The 25,475-nt window shown below is 62.5% G+C and carries 21 protein-coding genes; 1 reads left to right on the forward strand and 20 read right to left on the reverse strand.

Annotated features, from left to right (window positions below):
• Positions 1-35: 35 nt before the first annotated feature.
• Complete coding sequence (locus tag BZL41_RS24360) at positions 36-1,196, forward strand: hypothetical protein (protein ID WP_095601646.1); 1,161 nt, start codon at positions 36-38, stop codon at positions 1,194-1,196.
• Between the two features lie 14 nt (positions 1,197-1,210).
• On the opposite strand, the gene ispD is transcribed toward BZL41_RS24360, so the two are convergent.
• From ispD to uppS, 20 genes are all read right to left on the reverse strand, one after another.
• A complete protein-coding gene (gene ispD, locus BZL41_RS24365; RefSeq protein WP_095601647.1) occupies positions 1,211-1,918 on the reverse strand; it encodes a 2-C-methyl-D-erythritol 4-phosphate cytidylyltransferase in 708 nt (235 codons plus the stop codon).
• Positions 1,915-2,196, reverse strand: a complete 282-nt coding sequence (gene ftsB, locus BZL41_RS24370) for a cell division protein FtsB (RefSeq protein WP_095601648.1) — start codon at positions 2,194-2,196, stop codon at positions 1,915-1,917. Before ftsB ends, ispD begins: the two co-directional genes overlap by 4 nt.
• A gap of 139 nt (positions 2,197-2,335) precedes the next feature.
• On the reverse strand, positions 2,336-3,625 hold the full coding sequence (gene eno / locus BZL41_RS24375) for a phosphopyruvate hydratase (protein WP_095601649.1): 1,290 nt from the start codon (positions 3,623-3,625) through the stop codon (positions 2,336-2,338).
• 153 nt (positions 3,626-3,778) lie between these two features.
• Complete coding sequence (gene kdsA, locus BZL41_RS24380) at positions 3,779-4,624, reverse strand: 3-deoxy-8-phosphooctulonate synthase (protein WP_095601650.1); 846 nt, start codon at positions 4,622-4,624, stop codon at positions 3,779-3,781.
• Entirely contained in the window at positions 4,621-6,252 is a 1,632-nt protein-coding gene (locus BZL41_RS24385) for a CTP synthase (protein WP_095601651.1), read from the reverse strand. The genes kdsA and BZL41_RS24385 overlap by 4 nt, the downstream gene beginning before the upstream one ends.
• A gap of 158 nt (positions 6,253-6,410) precedes the next feature.
• Positions 6,411-7,727, reverse strand: coding sequence for a tRNA lysidine(34) synthetase TilS (tilS, locus tag BZL41_RS24390; RefSeq protein WP_095601652.1), 1,317 nt, complete (start codon positions 7,725-7,727; stop codon positions 6,411-6,413).
• Positions 7,728-7,827: 100 nt separating this feature from the next.
• Positions 7,828-8,778: an acetyl-CoA carboxylase carboxyltransferase subunit alpha gene (locus BZL41_RS24395; RefSeq protein WP_095601653.1), complete on the reverse strand. Its 951-nt coding sequence runs from the start codon at positions 8,776-8,778 to the stop codon at positions 7,828-7,830.
• Between the two features lie 127 nt (positions 8,779-8,905).
• Positions 8,906-12,427: a DNA polymerase III subunit alpha gene (gene dnaE, locus BZL41_RS24400; protein WP_095601654.1), complete on the reverse strand. Its 3,522-nt coding sequence runs from the start codon at positions 12,425-12,427 to the stop codon at positions 8,906-8,908.
• Between the two features lie 102 nt (positions 12,428-12,529).
• Positions 12,530-13,948: a sodium:alanine symporter family protein gene (locus BZL41_RS24405; protein ID WP_095601655.1), complete on the reverse strand. Its 1,419-nt coding sequence runs from the start codon at positions 13,946-13,948 to the stop codon at positions 12,530-12,532.
• Positions 13,949-14,114: 166 nt separating this feature from the next.
• The gene (rnhB, locus tag BZL41_RS24410; RefSeq protein ID WP_084336997.1) at positions 14,115-14,756 is read right to left on the reverse strand and encodes a ribonuclease HII; all 642 of its coding nucleotides are present in this window, start codon (positions 14,754-14,756) and stop codon (positions 14,115-14,117) included.
• 12 nt (positions 14,757-14,768) lie between these two features.
• Complete coding sequence (lpxB, locus tag BZL41_RS24415; RefSeq protein WP_095601656.1) at positions 14,769-15,932, reverse strand: lipid-A-disaccharide synthase; 1,164 nt, start codon at positions 15,930-15,932, stop codon at positions 14,769-14,771.
• Between the two features lie 3 nt (positions 15,933-15,935).
• Complete coding sequence (gene lpxA / locus BZL41_RS24420) at positions 15,936-16,712, reverse strand: acyl-ACP--UDP-N-acetylglucosamine O-acyltransferase (RefSeq protein ID WP_095601657.1); 777 nt, start codon at positions 16,710-16,712, stop codon at positions 15,936-15,938.
• Positions 16,709-17,149: a 3-hydroxyacyl-ACP dehydratase FabZ gene (gene fabZ, locus BZL41_RS24425; protein WP_084336991.1), complete on the reverse strand. Its 441-nt coding sequence runs from the start codon at positions 17,147-17,149 to the stop codon at positions 16,709-16,711. The genes lpxA and fabZ overlap by 4 nt, the downstream gene beginning before the upstream one ends.
• Before the next feature lie 150 nt (positions 17,150-17,299).
• Entirely contained in the window at positions 17,300-18,358 is a 1,059-nt protein-coding gene (gene lpxD, locus BZL41_RS24430; RefSeq protein ID WP_371916567.1) for a UDP-3-O-(3-hydroxymyristoyl)glucosamine N-acyltransferase, read from the reverse strand.
• 2 nt (positions 18,359-18,360) lie between these two features.
• Positions 18,361-18,864: an OmpH family outer membrane protein gene (locus BZL41_RS24435; protein ID WP_095601659.1), complete on the reverse strand. Its 504-nt coding sequence runs from the start codon at positions 18,862-18,864 to the stop codon at positions 18,361-18,363.
• 33 nt (positions 18,865-18,897) lie between these two features.
• A complete protein-coding gene (gene bamA / locus BZL41_RS24440; protein ID WP_095601660.1) occupies positions 18,898-21,261 on the reverse strand; it encodes an outer membrane protein assembly factor BamA in 2,364 nt (787 codons plus the stop codon).
• A gap of 74 nt (positions 21,262-21,335) precedes the next feature.
• Complete coding sequence (gene rseP, locus BZL41_RS24445; protein ID WP_095601661.1) at positions 21,336-22,688, reverse strand: sigma E protease regulator RseP; 1,353 nt, start codon at positions 22,686-22,688, stop codon at positions 21,336-21,338.
• A 15-nt stretch (positions 22,689-22,703) separates the two neighbouring features.
• On the reverse strand, positions 22,704-23,894 hold the full coding sequence (gene ispC, locus BZL41_RS24450) for a 1-deoxy-D-xylulose-5-phosphate reductoisomerase (RefSeq protein WP_095601662.1): 1,191 nt from the start codon (positions 23,892-23,894) through the stop codon (positions 22,704-22,706).
• Positions 23,891-24,706: a phosphatidate cytidylyltransferase gene (locus tag BZL41_RS24455; protein ID WP_095601663.1), complete on the reverse strand. Its 816-nt coding sequence runs from the start codon at positions 24,704-24,706 to the stop codon at positions 23,891-23,893. The genes ispC and BZL41_RS24455 overlap by 4 nt, the downstream gene beginning before the upstream one ends.
• Positions 24,706-25,461 (reverse strand): polyprenyl diphosphate synthase, encoded by a 756-nt coding sequence (uppS, locus tag BZL41_RS24460; protein ID WP_095601664.1) that lies wholly within the window; start codon positions 25,459-25,461, stop codon positions 24,706-24,708. Before uppS ends, BZL41_RS24455 begins: the two co-directional genes overlap by 1 nt.
• Positions 25,462-25,475: the final 14 nt, after the last annotated feature.

The following is a 25,475-nucleotide window of genomic DNA, read 5'->3' on the forward strand; positions in this document are numbered from 1 at the left end:
AAATCCCGACGACAACAGTTCACTGGAGGACCCGCATGAACGCTCCCATCAATCGCGATCTGCTCATCCAGCTGCTGGCCGATCACCAGGCTCCGTGCCTGACGCTTTATCAACCGACCCACCGCGCCTTCCCGGATCGTCAACAGGACCCGATCCGCTTCCGCAATCTGGTCGAGGAACTGCAACGGTCCCTGGAGAAGACGCATTCCGAAGAGTCCATCGCCGCCCTGCTACAGCCGTTCCGTGAGTTGCAGGAGAACGAAGAGTTCTGGACCCACAACCTCGAAGGCCTGGCGGTGTTCGGCGGCCCTGACCTGTTCCGCGTGTTCCGCCTGCAACGCCGGGTGCCGGCCCTGGCCGTGGTCGCGCAGAGCTTCCACCTGAAGCCGCTGGTGCGTATCAACCAATCCGCCGAGCGCTATCAGGTGCTGTGCCTGGACCGTAACAAGGTCCGCCTGTTCGAGGGCAGCCGCGATGCGTTGGACGAAGTGGAACTGGCAGACGCCGTCCCGCGCACGCTGGAAGACGCCCTGGGCACCGAGATGACCGACAAGAACCAGAGCGGCCTGACCGAAGGTTTCAGCGGCCCCGGCGAACGCGGCCGCGCCATGCGCCATGGTCCCAGTGGCAAGCAGGACGACATCGATATGGACCGCGACCGTTACTTCCTGGCTGTGGACAAGGCGATCACCGAGTGCCACTCGCGACCATCCGGGCTGCCGCTGATATTGGCCGCACTGCCGGAATACAAAGGCCACTTCCACCGGATCAGCCATAACCCGTACCTGCTGCCCCACGGCATCGACCTCAACCCCGGCGCTTTGAATGTCGACCAGTTGCGCGAGCAGAGCTGGAAGGTCATGCAGCCGCAATTCCAGAAGCGGCTGGAGGGCTTCATCGAAGAATACGGAGAGTCCGTCGGACACGGGCTGGGCTCCGACGACCCGGTGGAAATCGGCCATGCCACCATCGAGAACCGGGTATCGATGCTGCTGGTGGAAGCCGACCGCCATCTGCCGGGCAGGCTCGACCCGGAAACCGGCGACAGCCAGCCGGCCAAGTCGGAAGACCCGAATGTGGACGATCTGCTCGATGACCTGATGGAGTGCACCCTGAAGCATGGCGGCGAGGTGCTGGTGGTTCCGCCCGAGCGCATGCCGAGCAAGACGGGTGTGGCGGCTATCTACCGCTTCTGAGTGCGGACGGGCGCTCAGTCCCGGCCCTGGTCATGCCAGCGCTGCGCCAGCCACTGCAGATCTTCGGGCCGGGTGACCTTGAGGTTATCGGAGCGCCCTTCCACCAGGCGCGGTGACTGGCCTGCCCACTCCATGGCGGACGCCTCGTCGGTGACCGTCGCCCCGGCGGCGAGTGCTCCGGCGAGCGCCGCACGTAGCGGCCCGAGGCGGAACATCTGTGGCGTGTAAGCCTGCCAGATCAGGCTGCGGTCGACGGTTTCCACCACCCGACCGTCCGCTCCCACCCGCTTGAGGGTGTCCCGCGCGGGCACGGCGAGCAGGCCGCCCACCGGATCGTCGGCCAATTCATCCAGCAGGCGGTCGAGGTCGGACCGCGCAAGGTTGGGGCGAGCGGCGTCGTGCACCAGTACCCAGTCGTCCGCCGCCACTCCCAGCGCTTCGAGGTACAGCAAGGCATTGAGCACGGAGTCGGCGCGTTCGCGGCCGCCGGCGGCGCGTTGGATGCGCGAATCCTTCGAGCAGGCCAGGTCGGGCCAGTACGGATCGTCCGTCGCCAGGCTGACCACCAGCCCCTGGAGCCCGGGGTGGTCGAGCAGGCAATACAGGCTGTGTTCGAGAATCGTGCGGCCAGCCAGTTGCAGGTATTGTTTGGGACGGTCGGCACGCATCCGGCTACCGATTCCGGCGGCCGGGACCACGGCCCAGAAAGGAAATGTCTTCATTCGGCCAACTGGTAGAGGGTTTCGCCTTCCTTGACCATGCCCAGTTCGTGGCGGGCACGCTCTTCTACGGTTTCCATGCCCTTCTTCAGCTCCAGCACTTCCGCTTCGAGAATGCGGTTACGCTCGATCAGCCGCTCGTTCTCGCCCTTCTGCTCGGCGATCTGCCGCTTCAGCTCGGTCACCTGGGCCAGGCTGCCGTCGCCGACCCAGAGGCGATATTGCAGACCCGCCAGGATCAGCACCAGCACGACGAACAACCAGTAAGGGGCTTTGGGCATCGAAACGAATCTATCCATATGAAAAGGGGCAGCCAGTGCTGCCCCTTTTACCATTTATCGACCGCTCGCTGAAAACGTTGCGAGCGAAGACCAGGCAGGCCGAGAGTGATCCAGCACGGCCTGGCCGGGTACAGCGGTATCAGCCACGGAACTCGGCGCGACCACGGTACGGCGCCTTGCCAGCCAGTTGCTCCTCGATACGCAGCAGTTGGTTGTACTTCGACACGCGGTCGGAGCGGCACAGGGAGCCGGTCTTGATCTGACCGGCGGCGGTGCCTACGGCCAGGTCGGCGATGGTGCTGTCCTCGGTTTCGCCGGAGCGGTGCGAGATCACCGCGGTGTAGCCGGCGGCCTTGGCCATCTGGATGGCTTCCAGGGTCTCGGTCAGCGAACCGATCTGGTTGAACTTGATCAGGATCGAGTTGGCGATGCCCTTCTCGATGCCTTCCTTGAGAATCTTGGTGTTGGTCACGAACAGATCGTCGCCGACCAGTTGCACCTTCTCGCCGATCTTGTCGGTCAGGCCTTTCCAGCCAGCCCAGTCGGACTCATCCATGCCGTCTTCGATGGAGATGATCGGGTAGCGCTGGGTCAGGCCAGCCAAGTAGTCGGCGAAACCAGCGGCGTCGAACGCCTTGCCTTCGCCGGCCAAGTCGTACTTGCCGTCCGTGAAGAACTCGGAGGAAGCGCAGTCCAGCGCCAGGGTCACGTCGGTGCCCAGCGTGTAGCCGGCCTTCTCGACGGCCTCGGCGATGGCAGCCAGGGCGTCTTCGTTGGAGGCTAGGTTCGGCGCGAAGCCGCCTTCGTCGCCCACCGCAGTGTTAAGGCCACGGGCCTTCAGCACGGCTTTCAGGTGGTGGAAGATCTCGGCGCCCATGCGCAATGCATCGGCGAAGGTCTTGGCGCCCACCGGCTGGACCATGAACTCCTGGATATCGACGTTGTTGTCGGCATGCTCGCCGCCGTTGATGATGTTCATCATCGGCACCGGCATGGAGTACTGGCCCGGAGTACCGTTTAGATCGGCGATATGCGCATACAGCGGCACGCCCTTGGCCTGAGCGGCAGCCTTGGCGGCGGCCAGGGAGACGGCGAGGATAGCGTTGGCGCCCAGCTTGGCCTTGTTCTCGGTGCCGTCCAGTTCGATCATCGCCTGGTCCAGTGCCTTCTGCTCGACCGGGTCCTTGCCCAGCAGCAGATCGCGGATCGGACCATTGATGTTGGCCACGGCCTTGAGTACGCCCTTGCCCAGGTAACGGCTCTTGTCGCCATCACGCAGCTCCAGCGCCTCGCGGGAGCCGGTGGAAGCACCGGACGGCGCGCAGGCGCTGCCGATGATGCCGTTGTCGAGGATCACATCGGCTTCCACGGTGGGGTTGCCACGGGAGTCGAGAACCTCACGACCTTTGATGTCGACGATCTTTGCCATTGTTGTTAGCACTCCAAGGTTGACGAAAACGCTGCAGCAGACACGCAGCCTGCCGGCACAGACACCCATAAGCGGGAGCGGTTCAATTCCGCCCCTCACCTGACTCGGAAGTCAGAATGTGTCCGTGCGGCACTTTAACGGATCGTGAGCCGTTCAGGCAGTCTCGATCGGCGGAAAACTCTTCACCAGATCGTCCAGTTGCTTGAGCTGGGAGAGGAAGGGCTCCAGCTTGTCCAGACGAAGCGCGCATGGACCATCGCACTTGGCCTTGTCCGGGTCCGGGTGGGCTTCAAGGAACAAACCGGCCAATCCTTGGCTGATGCCGGCCTTGGCCAGATCGGTGACCTGGGCACGGCGCCCTCCGGCGGAGTCGGCACGACCACCCGGCATCTGTAGGGCATGGGTAACATCGAAGAAAACCGGGTATTCGAACTGCTTCATGATGCCGAAGCCGAGCATGTCGACGACCAGGTTGTTGTAACCGAAGGAGGAGCCGCGCTCGCAGAGAATAAGTTGCTCGTTACCGGCTTCCTCGCACTTGGCCAGGATGTGCTTCATTTCCTGCGGGGCGAGGAATTGAGCCTTCTTGATGTTGATCACCGCGCCGGTCTTGGCCATGGCCACCACCAAGTCGGTCTGGCGGGACAGGAAGGCCGGCAACTGGATGATGTCGCAGACCTCGGCCACCGGTGCGGCCTGGTAGGGTTCGTGAACGTCGGTGATGACCGGCACGCCAAAAGTCTTCTTCACTTCTTCGAAGATTTTCATGCCCTCTTCCAGGCCAGGGCCACGGAAGGAGTTGATCGAAGAGCGGTTGGCCTTGTCGAAGCTGGCCTTGAAGACGTAGGGGATGCCGAGTTTCTCGGTGACCCGGACATACTCCTCGCAGACCTTCAGGGCAAGGTCACGCGATTCGAGGACATTCATGCCGCCGAACAGCACCATGGGTTTGTCGTTGGCGATCTCGATGCCGCCGACGCGGATGATTTTCTGAGTCATGCCTTACGGGCCTTCTGTGCCAGTGCCGCGTTGACGAAGCCGCTGAACAGCGGGTGGCCGTCGCGCGGGGTGGACGTGAATTCGGGGTGGAACTGGCACGCGACGAACCAGGGATGATCCGGCGCCTCGACCACTTCGACCAGCGCGCCGTCGCCGGAACGACCGGTGATCTTCAGCCCCGCCTGGATCAGTTGCGGCAGCAGGTTGTTGTTCACTTCGTAGCGATGACGGTGACGCTCGACGATCACGTCCTTGCCGTAGCAGTCGTGCACCAGCGAACCGGGCTCGAGCTGGCACTCCTGACCACCGAGGCGCATGGTGCCGCCCAGGTCGGAGTTCTCGCTGCGGGTTTCAACGGCGCCGGTCGCGTCCTGCCATTCGGTGATCAGACCGACCACCGGATGAGTCGATGACTTGTCGAACTCGGTGGAATTGGCATCGGTCCAGCCCAGTACGTCGCGGGCGAACTCGATCACCGCCACCTGCATGCCGAGGCAGATGCCCAGGTAGGGAATCTTATTCTCGCGGGCGTATTTCACCGTGGTGATCTTGCCTTCAACGCCGCGCAGGCCGAAACCGCCCGGAACCAAAATGGCATCGACGCCTTCGAGCAAGCCGGTGCCCTGGTTCTCGATGTCTTCCGAGTCGATGTAGCGCAGGTTGACCTTGGTGCGGTTCTGGATGCCGGCGTGGCTCATTGCCTCGATCAACGACTTATAGGCGTCCAGCAGCTCCATGTACTTACCGACCATGGCAATGGTGACTTCCTTCTCCGGATGCAGCTTGGCATCGACCACGCGATCCCACTCGGAGAGGTCGGCGCCGTTGCACTCCAGGCCGAAGCGCTCGACGACGAAGTCATCCAGGCCCTGGGCGTGCAGCACCGACGGGATGCGATAGATGGTGTCGACGTCTTCCAGGGCGATTACCGCACGCTCTTCGACGTTGGTGAAGAGGGCGATCTTGCGGCGCGAGGAGTTGTCGATCGGATGGTCGGAACGGCAGATCAGCACGTCGGGTTGCAGGCCGATAGAGCGCAGTTCCTTCACCGAGTGCTGGGTCGGCTTGGTCTTTGTCTCGCCGGCAGTGGCGATGTACGGCACCAGCGTCAGGTGCATCAGCATGGCGCGGCGGGCGCCGACTTCCACGCGCAACTGGCGGATCGCCTCGAGGAACGGCTGGGATTCGATATCACCCACGGTGCCGCCGATTTCCACCAACGCCACGTCCGCATCGCCGGCGCCCTTGATGATGCGGCGCTTGATCTCGTCGGTGATGTGCGGAATCACCTGAATGGTCGCGCCCAGGTAGTCGCCACGGCGCTCCTTGCGCAGCACGTCTTCGTAGACGCGGCCGGTGGTGAAGTTGTTGTTCTGGGTCATGGTCGTGCGGATGAACCGCTCGTAGTGCCCCAGGTCCAGGTCGGTCTCGGCGCCGTCGTGGGTGACGAACACTTCACCATGCTGGAACGGGCTCATGGTGCCCGGATCGACGTTGATGTAAGGGTCCAGCTTGAGCATGGTGACCTTCAGGCCCCGCGCCTCCAGGATGGCCGCCAATGATGCCGAGGCGATGCCTTTCCCCAATGAAGAAACAACACCACCCGTGACGAAGATGTAGCGCGTCATGAAAAACCCTAGAAGTCTGCGTTTAAGCGGTCAGCGCCGCCGGGGAAAGCGAAGGAGCGATTGCGCACGAGGCGGCAATAGCAAACTCCCACGGGCACCCGAAGGGTATCCGCAGAAGCTGTAGTAAGACGGGAGCGTAGTCTACTCGAAAGGGTGCCTCAGCTCAAACCATGATCATCCGACGGCGGTTCCCAGACCAACCGCCAAGACGTGTCGGCAGGCCCGTCCAGGCCCGGAAGATTGGCCACGGCGAGCAACTCGTCGCCTCGATAGAGGAGCGGCAAACGGCCGCGGATGAAGACCGGCACGCCTCGCTCATTCAGCAGCCGCTTGAGGTCGCGATGCCCTCGCCCCGGCAATGCGAGGACTTCTCCGCCCTGGCGGTAGCGAACCCGTAGCGATCCGGACGGCACCTGGCCCTCCAGAAGCAGACGGCCGTTGCCCGGCAGCCGCAGGGGAGCGGACGGGTCATGCCATTCCTGAGCAGGAGGGGCCGGCCGAAGCCAGTCACCGGTGAGCCACCACAACCGTCCGTCGGATCGCCGCAGCTCGCCACCCGCCAGCCTCCAGATCGGCCCGGCGTCCACAGAAGCCCGCAGCAAATCGACCCAGCCCGCCCAGTGATCGCTGTCCGGCAATGGAGTCAACGGCGCCAGCCAATGACGCATCGCATTGCGCTGACGGGCCGGCGACAGACTAACCAGCGGCGCCAGTGCCAGGGAGGGCAACGGCAACCAGGGAAAGGGAGCCGGGTCCTGCCGGGCCGCCGCCAGGTCCTGCCGGGCCAGGTCATCCAACAGCTCCTGAGCCTCGCGTAGATGTACAGCACTGCGGGCCAGATTGTTCTGTGCCTGCGGCCAGCGAGCGGCCAGCAGCGGCATGACCCGATTGCGCAGATAGTTGCGCGCCATGCGGTCATCTTGATTGGAGGGGTCCTCGACCCAGTTCAGCCCTTCTGCTTGTGCATAAGCCTCCAGCTCGCGCCGTGACACATCCAGCAGCGGACGCACCAGCCATCCCCGCCCCAGCCGACGACTCGATGGCATACCGGCCAGCCCACGCACACCGGCGCCACGCAAAAGACGGAACAGCAAGGTTTCCGCCTGATCGTCGCGGTGTTGGGCGGTCAATAGCACGTCCCCCGCCCCCAGCTCGGCGGCCAGTGCGGCGTAACGCGCCTCACGTGCCGCCCGCTCCAGGCTGGCGCCCGACGCCACCTGCACATGACGAACCTGCAGTGGAATGCCCAACGCGGCGCAAACCTGCCGGCAGTGTTCCGGCCAAGCGTCGGCGACAGGCTGCAGGCCATGATGAATATGGATGGCGGAGAGCGGTGGCAGCGCCTCTCGGTTGGAAAGGCGTGCCAATAGATGCAGTAGAACGCTGGAGTCGAGACCGCCGGACAGGGCGATGTGCCAGGCGGGCGCCTCGCGCCAGGGCTCAAGGCAGGTAAACAGGCGGTCTTCGAGGGTCATAAGGAAGCTGCAAGCTTCAAGCGGCAAGCCTCAAGCTTAAAGCTAAACCTCAGCTTCTGGCTTGCAGCTTATTATGGCTTGCGGCTTGTCGCTGTGGCCGTCAGGCCACCCCGTAGCTCATCAGGCGATCATAACGACGGGCCAGCAGCTCATCGGTGCCCAGCTTGCGCAGTTTGTCCAACTGGGCGGTCAGCTCCTGGCGGATGCTTTCCGATGCGCTGGCCGGATCGCGATGGGCACCGCCCAGCGGCTCGGGGATCACCTTGTCGACGATGCCCAGACCTTTCAGGCGCTCGGCGGTGATACCCATGGCTTCGGCGGCTTCCGGCGCCTTCTCGGCGGTTTTCCACAGGATGGAGGCGCAACCTTCCGGCGAGATCACCGAATAGGTGGAGTACTGCAGCATGTTCAACTGGTCGCAGACACCGATGGCCAATGCACCGCCGGAACCGCCTTCGCCAATCACGGTGGCGATGATCGGAGTCTTCAGGCGCGCCATCACACGCAGGTTCCAGGCGATGGCCTCGCTCTGGCCGCGCTCTTCCGCATCGATGCCCGGATAGGCGCCGGGGGTGTCAATGAAGGTGAGGATTGGCATCTTGAAGCGCTCGGCCATTTCCATCAGGCGGCAGGCCTTGCGGTAACCCTCAGGACGCGGCATGCCGAAGTTGCGGCGGACCTTCTCGCGGACATCACGGCCTTTCTGATGACCGATGACCATGACCGGCTGCCCGTTCAGACGCGCGGTCCCGCCGACGATGGCGGCATCGTCGGAAAAATGCCGATCGCCGTGCAGTTCTTCGAACTCGGTGAAGATGTGCTCGATGTAGTCGAGGGTATAGGGGCGCTTCGGATGGCGCGCCATCTGGGCGATCTGCCAGCTGGTCAGGTTGCCGAAGATGCTTTCGGTCAGAGACTTGCTCTTCTCCTGCAAGCGGGCAATCTCGTCGCTGATGTTCAGCGCATTGTCGTTGCCGACCAGGCGCAACTCTTCGATCTTGGCTTGCAGGTCGGCGATCGGCTGTTCGAAGTCCAGAAAATTCGGGTTCATAGGCATCCGTCTTGCGTCGACGGCCAAGTGGCCGGGCGGCTGTTTCCATTTGCGCCTTACCTTACGGGAGAGGCGCGTTCAGGTCGAACAAAAATATGCTGGGCGAAGTCCTGTCTCGGACTGGTCGCTAGCGGTAGTGCAAAAAGACGTTGTCTCGCCCGAACTGGTCACGCAACGCCTGAATCAGGTTGTCGGCCGGGTCGATCCGCCAGCTTTCGCCGAACTGCAACAAGGCCCGCGCATCGGGGCCGGTGTAGTCCAGCGTGATCGGACAGGCACCGCGATGGCGGCTGCACAGATCGGCCAGCCAACGCAGACGGTCGCCCTTCAGCGCTTCGCTGGCGACCTTCAGGCGCAGGCTCTCGGCCAAGCCGGTACGCGCCTCCTCCAGACTCATCACGCGCTTCGCGCGCAGACGCAAGCCACCGGAGAAATCGTCGTTGCTGACTTCGCCCTCGACCACCACCAGGGCATCGTTCTGCAAGAGAGCCTGGGCACTGGCAAAGGCATCGGCGAACAGCGAGGCCTCGATACGCCCGGAGCGGTCGTCCAGAGTAATGAAGCCCATCTTGTCGCCCTTCTTGTTCCTCATCACCCGCAGGTTGACGATCAGCCCGGCGACCGTCTGGGTATCGCGCGCCGGCTTGAGTTCGACGATGCGCTGCCGGGCGAAACGCCTCACCTCGCCTTCGTATTCGTCGATGGGATGGCCCGTGAGGTAGAGCCCCAGGGTGTCCTTCTCGCCCTTGAGGCGTTCTTTGAGCGACAGCTCCTTGGCGTTGCGGTGGTTGGCGTAGACATCGGCCTCCGGCTCGGCGAACAGGCCACCGAACAGGTCCATATGGCCGCTGTCGTGGCTGCGGGCGGTCTGTTCCGCCGCCTGGATCGCCTCTTCCATGGCCGCCAGCAGCACCGCGCGGTTACGGTCGATGTTGGCCTGGTAGGCCTTGGCTTCGTCGGAGAAGTACGGGCCGAGGCGGTCGAGCGCGCCGCCGCGGATCAGCGCTTCCAGGGTGCGTTTGTTGATGCGTTTGAGGTCGACGCGATTGCAGAAATCGAACAGATCCTTGAACGGCCCGCCTTCGGCACGGCATTCGACGATGGCCTCGACCGGCCCCTCGCCCACCCCCTTGATCGCACCCAGGCCGTAGACGATGCGGTTGTCGTCATCGACGGTGAACATGAACTCGGAGTTGTTCACGTCCGGCGCGACGATGCGCAACTTCATGTTCCGGCACTCTTCGATCAGGGTCACCACCTTGTCGGTGTTGTGCATATCCGCAGATAGCACGGCAGCCATGAACGGCGACGGGTAATGGGCCTTGAGCCAGGCGGTCTGGTACGAGACCAGGCCGTAGGCGGCCGAGTGGGACTTGTTGAAACCGTAGCCGGCGAACTTTTCCACCAAGTCGAAGATGTTGCCCGCCAGGTCGGCATCGATGCCGTTGTTCGCGCAGCCCTCGATGAAGCCGCCGCGCTGCTTGGCCATCTCTTCGGGCTTCTTCTTGCCCATGGCCCGGCGCAGCATGTCCGCGCCGCCCAGGGTGTAGCCGGCCATCACCTGGGCGATCTGCATCACCTGTTCCTGGTACAGGATGATGCCGTAGGTCGGTGCCAGTACCGGTTTCAGCCCCTCGTACTGGTAGTCCGGGTGCGGGTAGGAAATCTCCGCCCGGCCGTGCTTACGGTTGATGAAGTCGTCCACCATGCCCGATTGCAGCGGGCCCGGCCGGAACAACGCCACCAGAGCGATGAGGTCTTCCAGGCAGTCCGGCTTGAGCTTCTTGATCAGCTCCTTCATGCCCCGCGATTCCAACTGGAATACCGCGGTGGTCTCGGCCTTCTGCAACAGGTCGTAGGTTTTCTTGTCGTCCAGCGGAATGAAGTCGATGTTGACCGGTTCCAGACCTTTCTTGGCCTGCTCGCGGTTGATGGTCTCCATCGCCCACTTGATGATGGTCAGGGTGCGCAGGCCAAGGAAGTCGAACTTCACCAGGCCGGCCTGCTCCACATCGTCCTTGTCGAACTGGGTCACCAGACCGCCGCCTTCGGCATCGCAAGCGATCGGCGAGAAGTCGGTGAGTTTGGTTGGCGCGATCACCACGCCCCCGGCGTGCTTGCCAGTACCGCGGGTGATGCCTTCCAGCCTGAGCGCCATATCCCAGATTTCCCGGGCGTCCTCGTCGGACTTGAGGAAATCACGAAGCATTTCTTCTTGCTCGTAGGCTTTGTCCAGGGTCATGCCGACTTCGAAGGGGATCATCTTCGACAGCTTGTCGGCCAGACCGTAAGACTTGCCCTGGACCCGTGCCACGTCGCGCACCACCGCCTTCGCCGCCATGGTGCCGAAGGTGATGATCTGGCTCACGGCATTGCGCCCGTAGGCCTCGGCCACGTAGTCGATGACCCGGTCGCGGCCGTCCATGCAGAAGTCGACGTCGAAGTCGGGCATGGAGATCCGCTCGGGGTTGAGGAAGCGCTCGAACAGCAGGTCGTAGGCCAGTGGGTCGAGGTCGGTGATCTTCAGCGCATAGGCTACCAGGCTGCCGGCGCCCGAACCCCGACCGGGGCCCACGGGAACGCCATTGTTCTTCGCCCACTTGATGAAGTCCATCACGATGAGGAAGTAACCGGGGAAGCCCATCTGGATGATGGTCCCCAACTCGAAATTCAAGCGGTCGACATAGACCTGCTTCTTCGCCTCGTAATCCGGCGTATCCGGCGGCAGCAGGATGGCCAGGCGCTCTTCCAGTCCCTCGAAGGACACCTGCCGCAGGTAGTCATCGATGGTCATGCCTTCCGGGATCGGGAAGTTGGGCAGGAAGTATTTGCCCAACTGGACTTCGATGTTGCAGCGCTTGGCGATTTCCACCGTGTTTTCCAGCGCCTCGGGCAGGTCGCTGAACAGTTCCCACATTTCTTCCGGCGTCTTCAGGTACTGCTGGTCGGAATAGGTACGCGGACGGCCCGGGTCGTCCAGGGTCCGGCCTTCACCGATGCAGACGCGGGTCTCGTGGGCCTCGAAGTCGTCCTGCTTGAGAAAGCGTACGTCGTTGGTCGCCACCAGCGGCGCACCACAGCGGTCGGCCAAGGCGACGGCCGCGTGCAGGTATTCTTCGTCGTTGGGCCGGCTGGTGCGCTGCACTTCCAAGTAGAAACGATCGGGGAAGACATCCATCCACTCGGCGAGCAGTGCCTCCGCTTCCGCCTCGTCGCCGTTGAGCAGGGCCTGGCCAACTTCCCCCTCCTTTGCGCCGGATAACGCGATCAGCCCTTCCGCGGCCTCCTTGACCCAATCGCGCTCGATGATGATCAGTCCATCGCGCTGGCCATCGGTCCAACCACGGGAAATCAGCTCGGTCAGGTTGCGGTAGCCCTTGGCATTCATCACCAGCAGCGTCAGGCGCGACAGCGGACCATCCTCATTGCGGCTGGCCAGCCAGACGTCGGCACCACAGATCGGCTTCACACCGCCGCCCATGGCCGCCTTGTAGAACTTCACCAGCGAGCACATGTTGCTCTGGTCGGTCACCGCCACGGCCGGCATGCCCGCTCCCGCCACAGCCTTGATCAGTGGCTTGACGCGCACCAGACCGTCGACCAGGGAGTATTCGGTATGCAGACGCAGGTGAACGAAGGAAACGGCCATGGTGATCCTTTTCAGCAACACGAAAACGACAAGGCCCGGATTGTACCGGGCCCCGTCTGAAAGCTACAGGCTACTCGGCGGCAAGGCCGACCGGCCGGACAGTCAACGGCGATCGTCCCAGATACCGGGCTCCAGCTTGCTCTGCAGTTCCGGGAACTGGCTGGCATCGAACGTCGGCAGCTTGCCGGCCTGGCGCTGCCGGTTGTAATCGCGCGCCAGCTTGATCGCCAGGTCCGACAGCAACAGGATCGCCACCAGGTTGGTGATTGCCATCAGGCCCATGGAGACGTCCGCCAGGTTCCACACGAACGGCAGCGAGGCCAGCGCCCCGAACATCACCATGGCCAGGACGATCAGGCGGAAGACCACCAGCCCCGCCGCATGGTTGTGTTCGAGGAAAACCAGGCAGTTCTCGGCATAGAAGTAGTTGGCGACGATCGAGGTGAAGGCGAAGAACAGGATTACCACGGACAGGAAGTACTTCGCCCAGCTACCCACCTCGCTGCTCAGCGCCTGCTGTACCAGCATGATGCCCTGGGCATCGCCGCTCGGTACGCCGGCGAGCAAAATGATCGCGGCGGACGCCGTGCAGATGAGCAGTGTATCGATGACCACGCCAGCCATCTGGACATAGCCCTGGGAGGCCGGATGCGGCGGATATGGGGTGGCGGAAGCGGCGGCGTTCGGCGCGGACCCCATACCGGCTTCGTTGGAGAACAGCCCGCGCTTGAAACCGTTCATGATGGCCGCGCCGATACCGCCGGCCGCCGCCTCGTGCAGGCCGAAGGCACTCTTGAAGATAAGGGCCAACACCGCGGGAATCTCGCTCAGGTTCATCACGATGACGGCAATCGCCACCAGCAGGTAGGCGGCGGCCATGAACGGAACCGCCAGTTCGGAGAACCGGGCGATCGAGCGCAGCCCGCCGAAGATGATCAGCGCGGTCAGCACCACCACGCCCACGCCGCTCATCCACGGCTTGATGCCGAAGGCCCCGGCCATGGCACCGCTGATGGTATTCGCCTGGACCGAATTGAACACGAAGCCGAAGGCGATGATCAGGAAGATCGAGAACAGCACACCCATCCAACGCGCGTTCAAGCCCTTTTCCATGTAATAGGCCGGACCTCCGCGGTACTGGCCCTCGGCATCGCGGGTCTTGAACAGCTGGGCGAGGGTTGCCTCGACAAAGCCTGTTGCCATGCCCACCAGGGCAATCATCCACATCCAGAAGATAGCGCCCGGCCCACCGAGCGTGATGGCTACGGCGACGCCAGCGACGTTACCGGTCCCGACGCGCGCGGCCAGGGAGGTACAAAGCGCCTGAAAGGAAGAAATACCGGCGTCGTCGCTGCTGCGGCTGCCCTTGAGCACCGTGAAGATGTGGCCGAAGTGACGGAACTGGATCAGCCCCAGCCGCGCGGTGAAGTACAAGCCGCAGCCTACCAGCAGCCAGATCAGCACCTTGCCCCAGATGAGGCTATTGAGAACGTCCACGACCTGATTGGCGATTTCTTGCATGAATGACTCCCTGCCGCTTATGGCGACTTTGTTGTCGTTAGGCCTTGGGATAAAGACCGATATGACCGCACGCCTGCGGTTCGCAGACGCCCGTCGTGATCGAAGCCAGCCGAGGCTGGCAGAAGGGGCGGCACTTTCCCCTATCGGGGTAGGGAAAGGCTTACGGTCAAACGACCAAAGCGTTCGCCGATGCGACAGCGGTGGGTGTTTCCAGTACTTCCAGCAAGGCCTTCACAGGTGCGAAGGAACGCCGATGGATGGGCGTCGGCCCCAGACGCTGCAAGGCTCCCAGGTGCTCCGGCGTAGGGTAGCCTTTATGACCAGCCATGCCGTAGCCGGGATAGATGAGGTCCAGGGCAACCATCTCGCGATCGCGGCTGACCTTGGCCAGGATGGAAGCGGCGGCGATCGCCGGCACCTGTGCGTCGCCCTGCACCACCGGAGCCGAGGGCACCGAGAGCTTGGGGCAACGGTTGCCATCGATCAGTGCCAGTTTCGGCACAACACTCAGGCCTTCCACCGCCCGTTGCATGGCCAGCATGGTGGCGTGAAGGATGTTCAGGCTGTCGATTTCTTCCACCTCGGCCCGGGCGATGCACCAGGCTAGGGCTTTCTCGCAGATTTCGTCGTACAGAGCCTCTCGCCGGGCCTCGGTGAGTTTCTTCGAATCGTTGAGTCCCTGGATGGGACGGCTCGGGTCGAGAATCACCGCAGCGGTCACCACAGGCCCGCAGAGCGGCCCTCGGCCGACTTCGTCGACCCCGGCGACCAGAGCTTCGACCAGATTGAAATCCAGACCCAGTTGCATCCGTTCGCTCCGTCAGTTCAGGGCTTGCCGCCAAGGCACGGCCGATTCGGGCAGCGCCAGCTTGAGCACCGCCTCCGCCGCCTGGCTCGAGGCATCGCGGCGCAGGGCGCGATGAATCACGTCGAACCCTTCGGTCTGCGCCTGGCCACCATCGATCAAAGGCACCAATGCCCGGGCCAATGCCTCCGGCGTGGCGGCATCCTGCAGCAACTCGGGCACCAGGGGACGCTCGGCGAGCAGGTTCGGCAGCGACACATAGGGGCTTTTCACCAGTCGCCTGAGAATACGATACGTCATCGGCGCGACCTTGTACGCCACCGCCATGGGCCGTTTGTACAGCAAAGCCTCCAAGGTAGCGGTACCGGACGCGATGAGGACCGCATCGCAGGCTGCCAGGGCATCATGCGAGCGGCCGTCGAGCAGGCTGAGAGGCAAGTCGCGGCCAGCCAGCATCTGTTCCAACTGGATGCGGCGCTCGGGGCTGGCGCAGGGCAGGACGAAGCGTACGCCGGGCCGCAATGCACGCAGTCGTTCGGCCGCATCGAGGAACAGCTCCCCCAGACGCGCCACTTCACCGCCCCGGCTACCGGGCAGCAAGGCGATCACCGGCTGGTCCAGGGGCAAATCCAATTCGCGACGAACCGCCATCCGGTCGGCCTGCATGGGAATGCTGTCGGCCAACGGATGTCCGACGAAACGCACAGGCACCTGGTGTGCATCGTAGAACTGTGCCTCGAAGGGAAACAGCGTCAGCATCAGGTCGCAGGCTTCGCGGATTTTCAGCACGCGCTTCTGTCGCCAGGCCCAGACGGAGGGACTGACGTAATGCACGGTCTTGATGCCGGCACGGCGCAGTTTCAGCTCGACGCCCAGGTTGAAATCTGGCGCGTCGATGCCGATAAATACGTCCGGCTTGGCGGCGATCAATGTTTCTATCAGACGTTTGCGACGAGACAGTAGCTCGGGCAGGCGGCCGAGCACTTCGACCAGGCCCATCACCGACAGGCGCTCCATCGGAAAGTAGGGAGTCAACCCCTCGGCCTGCATGCGCGGCCCACCAACGCCGATGAATTCGATGTCACCATGGCGCGCCTTGAGCGCCTGCATCAAGCCGGAACCGAGGATGTCGCCGGAAGCTTCACCAGCCACCAACGCGATACGCAAGCGAGGCGTCATGGCTCAGCGCGTGATGCCGCGGGTCGAGGACTGGATGGAGTCGCGGAAGACGGCGACTTCCGGGAACTGCGCAGCCGCTTCGGCCAGCTCTTCCAGGGCCTGCTCCACCGTCAGCCCCTGACGGTAGACCACCTTGTAGGCACGACGCAGCGCCTGGATCGCTTCCGCGCTGAAACCGCGCCGGCGCATGCCTTCAAAGTTCATGCTGCGCGCTTCCGCCGGATTGCCGAAGACGGTGACATAGGCCGGCACGTCCTTGCCGATGGCCGTGCCCATGCCGGAAAAGCTGTGGGCGCCGATTCGGCAAAACTGATGCACCAGGGTGAAGCCGGACAGAATCGCCCAATCGTCCATGTGAACATGGCCAGCCAGGGCGGTGTTGTTGACCAGGATGCAGTGATTGCCGATCACACTGTCGTGGCCGATATGCACATAGGCCATTAGCAGGTTGTGATCGCCAATGGTGGTTTCCGAACGGTCCTGCACGGTGCCGCGATGGATAGTCACACCCTCGCGGATCACATTATGATCACCGATCACCAGGCGGGTCGGCTCACCTTTGTATTTCAGATCGGGAGTGTCCTCGCCTACCGAGGAAAACTGGTAGATGCGATTGTGCTTGCCGATCCGGGTCGGCCCCTTGATGACCACATGAGGGCCGACCACCGTACCCTCGCCGATTTCCACATCGGGCCCGACGATCGACCAGGGGCCGACCTGCACGTCGTCTGCCAGCCTGGCCGAGGGATCGATGATGGCGCGAGGGTCAATCAAACTCATAGCTTGCGTTCCGCACAGATGATTTCAGCCGAGCAGACTTCCTTGCCGTCCACGCTCGCCTGGCAATCGAACTTCCAGATGCCGCGCTTCACGCTGAGGAAGCGGGCTTCGAGGATCAGTTGGTCGCCCGGCATCACCGGCGAGCGGAAGCGCAGCTTGTCGGAACCGACGAAGTAATAGAGCGTACCGTCGGCCGGCTTCACATCGAGCATCTTGAAGCCGAGGATGCCGGCAGCCTGGGCCATGGCTTCGATGATCAGCACGCCCGGCATGATCGGATGTTGGGGAAAGTGCCCGTTGAAGAACGGCTCGTTGATGCTGACATTCTTGTAGGCGCGAATGCGCTTGCCTTCGATATCCAGCTCAGCCACCCGGTCAACCAGCAGGAAGGGGTAGCGATGCGGCAGGTATTCGCGAATCTCGTTGATGTCCATCATGTTCCGGGGAAGCCTGTTATAAAAAAGTGAAGCGCGCCATAGAGCGCAGTCATTCCGTTTTCAGATCAACCGTACGTGCCATGGCCGCGCGCAGCGCAAGTTCGTTCGAAAAATCACTAGCGACCGGGTACGGTCGATATGGAAAAGGAATCAGGCATCAGATGATGTATCCCTGCCCGAGGTCACTGCAGCCAGTTGCTTTTCCAGCTGCTGCAGGCGGCGGGCCATGTCATCCAACTGACGAATCCGCGCCACGCTCTTCTTCCATTCGGCCGCCGGCTGCATGGCAGTCCCCGAAGAATAGGCCCCCGGCTCGCTAATCGAGCGGGTGACCATGGTCATTCCGGTCACGAATACGTTATCGCAGACCTCGATGTGGCCGACCATACCGACACCGCCTGCGATCATGCAATGCCTGCCGATCTTGGTGCTGCCGGAAATCCCCACGCAGGCGGCCATGGCAGTGTGATCGCCGATCTGAACGTTGTGCGCGATCATGATCTGGTTGTCCAACTTCACCCCATCGCCGATGCGGGTATCCGCCAGTGCGCCCCGATCGATGGTGGTATTGGCCCCGATCTCGACATCATCACCGATGGTCACCCCACCGATCTGGGCGATCTTCTGCCAGACGCCTTTTTCATTGGCGAAGCCGAAGCCTTCGCCACCGATCACCGCGCCGGACTGGATTACCACCCGCTTGCCGATGCGCACGTCGTGGTACAGCGTCACTCGCGGAGCCAGCCAACCGCCTTCGCCGATCTCGCTGCGCGCTCCCACGAAGCAGTGAGCTCCCACCGTGACGCCGGCAGCAATCCGCGCACCCGCTTCGATCACGGCGTAGGCGCCAATGCTGGCGCTGGCATCCACCAGCGCATCGGTGGCGATCACCGCCGTTGGATGCACACCGGGTACCGCCTGCGGTTTGCGATCGAACAGATGGGAAAGCTGGGCATAGGCCAGGTAAGGGTTGGCCACCAGAAGCGCATCGCCCTCATAGCCATCCGCGTCGGCCGGCGTGAGCAGCAGGGCTGCGGCCTGGGTCTGCGCCAAGTATTTCCGATACTGCGGGTTGGCGAGGAAACTCAGCTCCCCGGGCCCCGCCTCCTGCAAGGTGGCCAGCCCGCTGATCGGCTTGTCCGCGGCGCCACGCAGGGTGGCACCGAGACGCTCGGCTAGATCGCCGAGGGTAAACACGATAGCCGTCATGATCAGCGCAGCTGATTCATACGCTCGATGACCTGGCGGGTGATGTCGAACTGAGGTTTGACATCAATCACCGCACCGCGCTCGAAAACCAGGTCAAAGCCACCTTTCTTGATGACCTCTTCCACGGCCTGGTCCAGCTTCGGCTTGAGCTGCTTGAGCATGTCACGATCGGCGATAGCCTTGGCTTCGTTCAATTCCTTGGACTGGAACTGGAAATCACGGGCCTTCTGCTTGAATTCCAGCTCGAGGCGCTCGCGCTCGGCCTGTTGCATCTTCTCGCCCTCTTTGACGAGGCGATCCTGGATGCGCTTGGCGTCGCTTTCCAGCGTCTTCAGCTTGGTCAACTGCGGGCCGAACTTCTTCTCCGCATCCACGGCGTACTTCTTCGCCGCATCGGATTCGAGCAAGGCCATCTGATAGTTCAGCACGGCAATCTTCATTTCGGCGAAAGCCGGAGTCGCCAGCAGGGCAGCGCTGAACAGAACCAATTGAGTCAACTTACGCACAATGCACTCCTGCTAAAACCTGTTGGTTTGCTGTTAGAAGGTCTGGCCCAGGGAGAACTGGAAGACCTGGGTATCCGCTTCGTCCGGCTTCTTGATCGGCATGGCCAGGCTGAAACTCAGCGGGCCCAGGGCCGTGATCCAGGTCAGACCGACGCCGACGGAGCTGGCCAGATTGCTGTAATCGATATCGCACCCCGGCTCGTTCCGGCTCTTCTGCGCGGAACTGCAGTTGGTGTCGAACACATTACCCACATCCCAGAACAGTGCGGTACGCAGGGAACGCTGGTCCTTGACGAACGGCATCGGGAACAACAGTTCGACACCACCCTGGACCAGCACGTTACCGCCGAAGGGCAACGGGTCCTGGTCCGGGTCCTTCAAGGTACCGGGATTGGAGCCATCGCTGGGCGTACTACGCGGCCCCAGGCTGCTGTCCTTGAAACCACGCACCGAGTTGAAGCCGCCCGCATAATAGTGCTCATAGAACGGCAGCTCGGAGGTCGAGCCGAAGCTGTCGCCATAACCCAATTCAGTGTGGAACCGCAGGGTGTAACTGTCGCTCAGCGGGGTGAACAACTGGCCGCGATAGTCGAGCTTGTAGAACGACAGGTCGCTGCCAGGCACCGTTGTTTCGAGCACCAAGCTCTGCGAATGACCACGGGTTGCCAGCACGCCCCGGTTCAGGGTGGACTCGGACCAGCCGGCGGACGCCTTGAAGTTCAGGTAGCTGTCGCCCTCCTGTTCGATGAAATCGAAAATCTCATCAACCGTGTAGCGACCGGTATTGATGTCATCCTGCTGGGCGGTCAGACCGAAAGTCAGACGCGAGGTCTCGCTGATCGGATAGCCGATGCTGACACCACCGCCCAGGCTATCCACTGCATAGCTGGATACATCGACATCCAACTCATCGTAGTCAGTGGTGCGGTAGAAGGCGTTGTAACCCAAGCTAACGCCATCGACCGTCCAGTAGGGATCGACGAAGCCGAAGTTGTAACGGGTCTGGTATTCACTGCGGGTCAGGCCGATGCTGACCTTGTTACCGGTACCCAGGAAGTTGTTCTGACTGATCGAGCCGCCCAGGATCAGCCCCGCATTCTGAGCGAAACCGACGCTGGCGGTGATCGAGCCGGACGGCTGCTCTTCGACGCTGTAGTTGACGTCGATCTGGTCGTCGGTGCCCGGCACCTGCGGGGTCTCGACGTTGACTTCCTTGAAGAAGCCGAGGCGTTCGAGGCGGGTCTTGGACTGGTCGATCAGGTAGGTGGAGGCCCAACCGCCTTCCATCTGGCGCATTTCGCGGCGCAGCACTTCGTCCTCGGACTTGGTGTTGCCACGGAAGTTGATGCGGTTGACGTAGGCACGCTTGCCCGGATCGACGACGAAGGTGATGGAGACGGTGTTGTCTTCATCGTGGGCTTCGGGAACGCCGTTCACGTTGGCGAAGGTGTAACCCTCGTTACCCAGACGGCGAGTGATCAACTCGGAAGTGGTGGTCATCACCTTGCGGGAGAACACCTGCCCTTCCTTGACCAGCAGCAGCGCCTTGACTTCCTCTTCCGGCACCTTGAGGTCACCGGACAGTTTCACGTCGCGAACCGTGTACTTCTCACCCTCGTCGACGTTGACGGTGATGTACACGTGCTTTTTGTCGGGGGTTATGGATACCTGGGTGGAAGAAATATCCATGTTGATGTAGCCGCGGTCCAGGTAGTAGGAGCGCAGACGCTCCAGGTCGCCGGACAGTTTTTCGCGGGCGTACTTGTCGTCGTTCTTGAAGAACGACAGCCAGTTGGTGGTCTTCAGCTCGAACAGGTCGATCAGGTCTTCGTCCGGGAATACCGTGTTGCCTACGACGTTGATGTGCTGGATGGCAGCGACCGAGCCTTCGTTGATATTGATCTTCAACGCGACGCGGTTGCGCGGCTGCGGGATGACTTCGGTCTCGATGGTCGCCGAGTAGCGGCCTTGCGCCACGTATTGGCGCTGAAGCTCATTGCGCACCCCTTCGAGGGTCGCCCGCTGGAAGATCTCGCCCTCGGCCAAGCCGGACTGCTTGAGGCCCTTGAGCAGGTCTTCGGTGCTGATCGCCTTGTTGCCTTCGATCTCGATGCTGGAAATCGAAGGCCGCTCGACTACATTGATCACCAGCACGTCGCCATCGCGACCGAGCTGGATATCCTGGAAGAAGCCGGTCTTGAACAGCGATCGCGTCGCTTCGACAAGACGGCGATCATCCGCCTGCTCGCCCACGTTCAGCGGCAGTGCGCCGAATACGCTGCCGGCGGAGACCCGCTGCAGACCATTGACTCGGATATCGGAGATGGTGAAGGACTCGGCGTGAACCTCGGCAATCATGAGTGCGGCAAGCACCGCAGGTAGCAGCAAGCGTTTCATGAAGTCCTTTTTTATTCCAACTGATAATAAAGAAAATGCCGCTCATCGCGGCAGATTCGGAATTCAGCGTTGCGTTACAGCCGGCTCAGGTCGTTGACCAGGGCGAGCAACATCACCCCTATGACCAGACTGATACCGATCTGTACCCCCCATGCCTGCACCCGCTCCGACAAGGGACGACCCCGCGCCCACTCGATCAGATAGAACAACAGGTGCCCCCCATCCAGGACAGGGATCGGCAACAGATTGAGAACCCCCAGACTTATGCTCAGGTAGGCGAGGAAATTGAGAAAATCCCCAACCCCAGACTGGGCCGAAGCGCCCGCCACTTTAGCAATGGTTATCGGCCCACTCAAGTTTTTTACCGAGAGCTCGCCGAAGAGCATTTTCTTCATCGAATCAAGGGTCAGGACACTCATCACCCAGGTACGCCTGAGCCCTTCGCCAACCGCCTCGACAGGACCGAAGCTGACCTCGCGCAGCATGTCCTCCGGCCAATCGACTTCCTGCACCCCGGCTCCCAGGTAGCCGGTGCGGGCCTTCTCTTCCCCACGCGCAGCCAGGGTCAGCGGTATTTCCAGGTGTTCTCCGGCACGTTCGACACTGAGCACGATACGTTGGCCGGGACGGGCCCGGACCTGATCGACCACTTGCTGCCAGTCGTCCAGCGGCGCGCCATCCAACGCCAGAAGACGGTCGCCGGCCTTGAGCCCGGCTGCCTTGGCCGGCCCGCTTTCGTCGAATGACGCCAGGATCGGAGGCAGCGCAGGGCGCCAAGGACGAATACCGAGGGAACCGATGGGATCGGGACTGTCGACACCTTTTAGCCATTCGCGCAACGCCACCTGACGAGGGCTTTCCTGCGTACTGCCGGGCTCGCGCACTCGGACATCGAGGGTGCCGCTTTCGCCCAGGCGGCGCACCAACTGCAGATTGACGGCCGCCCAGCCAGGGGTCAGCTCGCCATTCACCGAGACGATTTCCTCGCCCACCTGCAAGCCCGCCTCGGCTGCCAGGCTGCCCTCCTCGATCGCGCCGATGACAGGCTTCACCTGCTGGCTGCCTAGCATGGCCAGGAGCCAGAAGAACAGCAGAGCCAGGAGGAAGTTGGCCAGGGGACCAGCAGAGACGATGGCAATGCGTTGGCGTACGGATTTGCGGTTGAAAGCCTGATCGAGCAATTGGGGCGGTACGTCACCCTCGCGCTCGTCGAGCATTTTGACGTAGCCGCCCAACGGAATGGCAGCGACAACGAACTCGGTGCCATGGCGATCATGCCAACGCAACAGGGGCGTACCGAAGCCAACGGAAAAACGCAGCACTTTCACGCCACAGCGGCGTGCGACCCAGAAGTGGCCGAATTCGTGGAACGTGACCAGCACCCCGAGCGCGACCAGGGTACCGACAATCATGTAAAGCGCGCTCATCGATTTCCTCCGGACCTAGCGTCCGTGGCGATACAACCATTTTTCGGCCAAGGCTCTCGCCCTGGCATCGGCCGTCAAAACGACGTCGAGGCTTTCGACCGTTTCGACCGGCTCGAGATTCAGCACTTCCCCGATGATACTCGCGATTTCGGTGAAGCGGATGCGCCGTTCGAGAAAGGCTGCCACTGCTATCTCATTGGCGGCATTGAGCATTGCCGGCGCCGTGCCACCCGCCTGAGCGGCCTGACGGGCCAAGCGCAGACAGGGGAAACGCAACTCATCCGGCTCCTGGAAGTCCAGCCGACCGACTTTGAACAAATCCAGCGGCGCAACTCCCGAATCGATGCGTTCGGGCCAGGACAAGGCATGACTGATCGGTGTGCGCATGTCCGGATTGCCCAGTTGCGCCAGAACCGAACCGTCCACGTAGTCCACCAGGGAGTGAATGACGCTTTGCGGATGAATGACGACCTCGACCTGCTCGGGCCGGGCATCGAACAGCCAGCAGGCTTCGATCAATTCGAGACCCTTGTTCATCATGCTGGCCGAATCCACGGAAATCTTGCGCCCCATGGACCAGTTCGGATGAGCGCACGCCTGCTCCGGCGTGACGTCGCTCAAACCGGCCAGTGGCATCTCGCGAAACGGACCGCCGGATGCAGTGAGCAGGATGCGGCGCACACCGACCGCCCCCAGGCCACGTGAGTAGTCATTCGGCAGGCACTGGAAGATGGCATTGTGTTCGCTGTCGATCGGCAAGAGTACCGAGCCACTGCGACGCACCGCCTGCATGAACAGCGCGCCGGACATCACCAGCGCCTCCTTGTTGGCCAGCAGGACCTTCTTACCCGCCTCGACTGCCGCCAGAGTCGGCTTGAGGCCCGCTGCACCGACGATTGCCGCCATCACCACATCCACATCCGGGTGAGCGGCGACCTCGCACAATCCCCCCTCCCCTACCAGTACACGGGTGTCCAAGCCTGCTGCCAGCAGGCCGCCACGCAAATGACGGGCGCCGTCTTCATCCGCTACGACAGCGAAACGCGGGCGATGACGCAGGCACAAGGCCTCCAGTTCCGCAAGACGGCTGAAGCCGCTCAGAGCGAACACCTGGTAGCGCCCTGGATGACGGGAAATCACATCGAGCGTGCTGAGGCCGATGGAGCCCGTGGCCCCCAGTACGGTTATCCGTTGCATTCCGCTCACAGCGAGCCCCAGCCATACGCCCAGAGCAGTACGGCGAACAAAGGAATAGCCGCGGTCAGGCTGTCGATACGATCGAGCACCCCGCCATGGCCCGGCAGCAGGTTGCTGCTGTCCTTCATGCCGGATTGGCGCTTGAACATGCTTTCGGTCAGGTCGCCAACCACAGAAATCAACACCACCAGCGCCGCACCGCCCAGTGCCAACAGCAACTCGACCGCAGACCACCCCCGATAGAGCCCGACACCGAGGGTGATCGCCAGGCTGGCCAGCAGACCGCCGATCAGACCCTCCCAGCTCTTGCCGGGACTGACCCGCGGGGCCAGCTTGCGCTTGCCGAAGGTCTTGCCGGAAAAGTAGGCACCTATGTCAGCGCCCCAGATCAGCACCATTACCGCCAGGATAAGGCCATTGGCCAGCGGCCATTGCTTGATCAGTACCAACCCCTGCCAGGCCGGCAGAAGAATCAGCAGACCGATTGCCAGCCGCCCCGGAGGACCATCCCAGTAACGACTGCTGTCCGGGTAATTCATGACCAGCCAGACCGCCACCAGCCACCAAGCGACGCCCAACAGCAGTACCCACGGCGCCATCATAGGCAACAGGTGAAGCACCAAGAGCAGGACTGCGACCGCGACCGCGTAGACGATCCGCCGGGATTGCTCGACGAGCCCAGCCAGCCGCGCCCATTCCCAAGCCCCTAGGCTGACCACCGCCCCGATGAAAAGCGCGAACGCGCCACCTTCGAGGAAGAAGAAGCCGCCCAAGGCGATGGGCAACAACACCAGGGCTGTGATGATTCGTTGTTTCAGCATCAGGCTCTTGCCTCTGCTTCCACCTGCTCACTGGTCTTGCCGAAGCGGCGTTGGCGGGTAGCGAAGTCGGCCAGCGCCTTGCGCATGGCGTCGTGTTTGAAATCGGGCCAGAACAGATCGGAGAAATACAGCTCGGCATAGGCGAGCTGCCACAGCAGGAAGTTGCTGATGCGATGTTCACCACCCGTGCGAATGCAGAGGTCCGGCAACGGCAGCTCGCCGGTGACCAGGCACCCCTGCAGCAGCTCCGCCGTGATGTCCTCCGGTTGCAGATGCCCAGCCTGGACCTCCCGCGCCAGGCGCTGCGACGCCTGCACGATGTCCCATTGCCCGCCATAGTTGGCGGCGATCTGCAGGATGAAGCGCTGATGCCCGGCGGTCAGGGCCTCGGCCTCACGCATGGCGGCCTGCAGTTCCGGATGGAACCGGGTACGGTCGCCAATGATGCGCAGGCGTATGTCGTTTTCATCCAGCTTCTTCGCTTCGCGGCGCAGAGCCGTAAGGAAGAGTTCCATGAGCGCGCCGACCTCGTCGGCCGGACGCTGCCAGTTCTCGCTGGAGAAGGCGAACAGGGTCAGGACTTCGACACCCGCCTCCGCGCACACCTCGATGACCGCCCGCACCGCATCCACGCCTGCCTTGTGCCCGGCAACACCGGGCAGCAGGCGCTTCTTCGCCCAGCGATTGTTGCCATCCATGATGATCGCGACATGGCGGGGTACTGCAGGCGATGCCGCTGACTTGGTCTTTTCCATGAAAAGCCCCGGCC

The organism is Pseudomonas sp. PIC25 (assembly GCF_002286785.1).
In the GTDB taxonomy this organism is placed as follows: domain Bacteria; phylum Pseudomonadota; class Gammaproteobacteria; order Pseudomonadales; family Pseudomonadaceae; genus Pseudomonas_M.

Bases quoted from the DNA above. Each gene is read 5' to 3' on its own strand.
- BZL41_RS24455 (WP_095601663.1), bottom strand. From the start codon at position 24,706: ATGCTGAAACAACGAATCATCACAGCCCTGGTGTTGTTGCCCATCGCC.
- lpxA (WP_095601657.1), bottom strand. From the start codon at position 16,712: ATGAGTTTGATTGACCCTCGCGCCATCATCGATCCCTCGGCCAGGCTG.
- rseP (WP_095601661.1), bottom strand. From the start codon at position 22,688: ATGAGCGCGCTTTACATGATTGTCGGTACCCTGGTCGCGCTCGGGGTG.
- tilS (WP_095601652.1), bottom strand. From the start codon at position 7,727: ATGACCCTCGAAGACCGCCTGTTTACCTGCCTTGAGCCCTGGCGCGAG.
- lpxD (WP_371916567.1), bottom strand. From the start codon at position 18,358: ATGACGGCTATCGTGTTTACCCTCGGCGATCTAGCCGAGCGTCTCGGT.
- eno (WP_095601649.1), bottom strand. From the start codon at position 3,625: ATGGCAAAGATCGTCGACATCAAAGGTCGTGAGGTTCTCGACTCCCGT.
- bamA (WP_095601660.1), bottom strand. From the start codon at position 21,261: ATGAAACGCTTGCTGCTACCTGCGGTGCTTGCCGCACTCATGATTGCC.
- fabZ (WP_084336991.1), bottom strand. From the start codon at position 17,149: ATGATGGACATCAACGAGATTCGCGAATACCTGCCGCATCGCTACCCC.
- dnaE (WP_095601654.1), bottom strand. From the start codon at position 12,427: ATGGCCGTTTCCTTCGTTCACCTGCGTCTGCATACCGAATACTCCCTG.
- BZL41_RS24385 (WP_095601651.1), bottom strand. From the start codon at position 6,252: ATGACGCGCTACATCTTCGTCACGGGTGGTGTTGTTTCTTCATTGGGG.
- ispD (WP_095601647.1), bottom strand. From the start codon at position 1,918: ATGAAGACATTTCCTTTCTGGGCCGTGGTCCCGGCCGCCGGAATCGGT.
- BZL41_RS24360 (WP_095601646.1), top strand. From the start codon at position 36: ATGAACGCTCCCATCAATCGCGATCTGCTCATCCAGCTGCTGGCCGAT.
- kdsA (WP_095601650.1), bottom strand. From the start codon at position 4,624: ATGACTCAGAAAATCATCCGCGTCGGCGGCATCGAGATCGCCAACGAC.
- uppS (WP_095601664.1), bottom strand. From the start codon at position 25,461: ATGGAAAAGACCAAGTCAGCGGCATCGCCTGCAGTACCCCGCCATGTC.
- lpxB (WP_095601656.1), bottom strand. From the start codon at position 15,932: ATGACGCCTCGCTTGCGTATCGCGTTGGTGGCTGGTGAAGCTTCCGGC.
- ftsB (WP_095601648.1), bottom strand. From the start codon at position 2,196: ATGCCCAAAGCCCCTTACTGGTTGTTCGTCGTGCTGGTGCTGATCCTG.
- BZL41_RS24405 (WP_095601655.1), bottom strand. From the start codon at position 13,948: ATGCAAGAAATCGCCAATCAGGTCGTGGACGTTCTCAATAGCCTCATC.
- BZL41_RS24395 (WP_095601653.1), bottom strand. From the start codon at position 8,778: ATGAACCCGAATTTTCTGGACTTCGAACAGCCGATCGCCGACCTGCAA.
- rnhB (WP_084336997.1), bottom strand. From the start codon at position 14,756: ATGCAACTGGGTCTGGATTTCAATCTGGTCGAAGCTCTGGTCGCCGGG.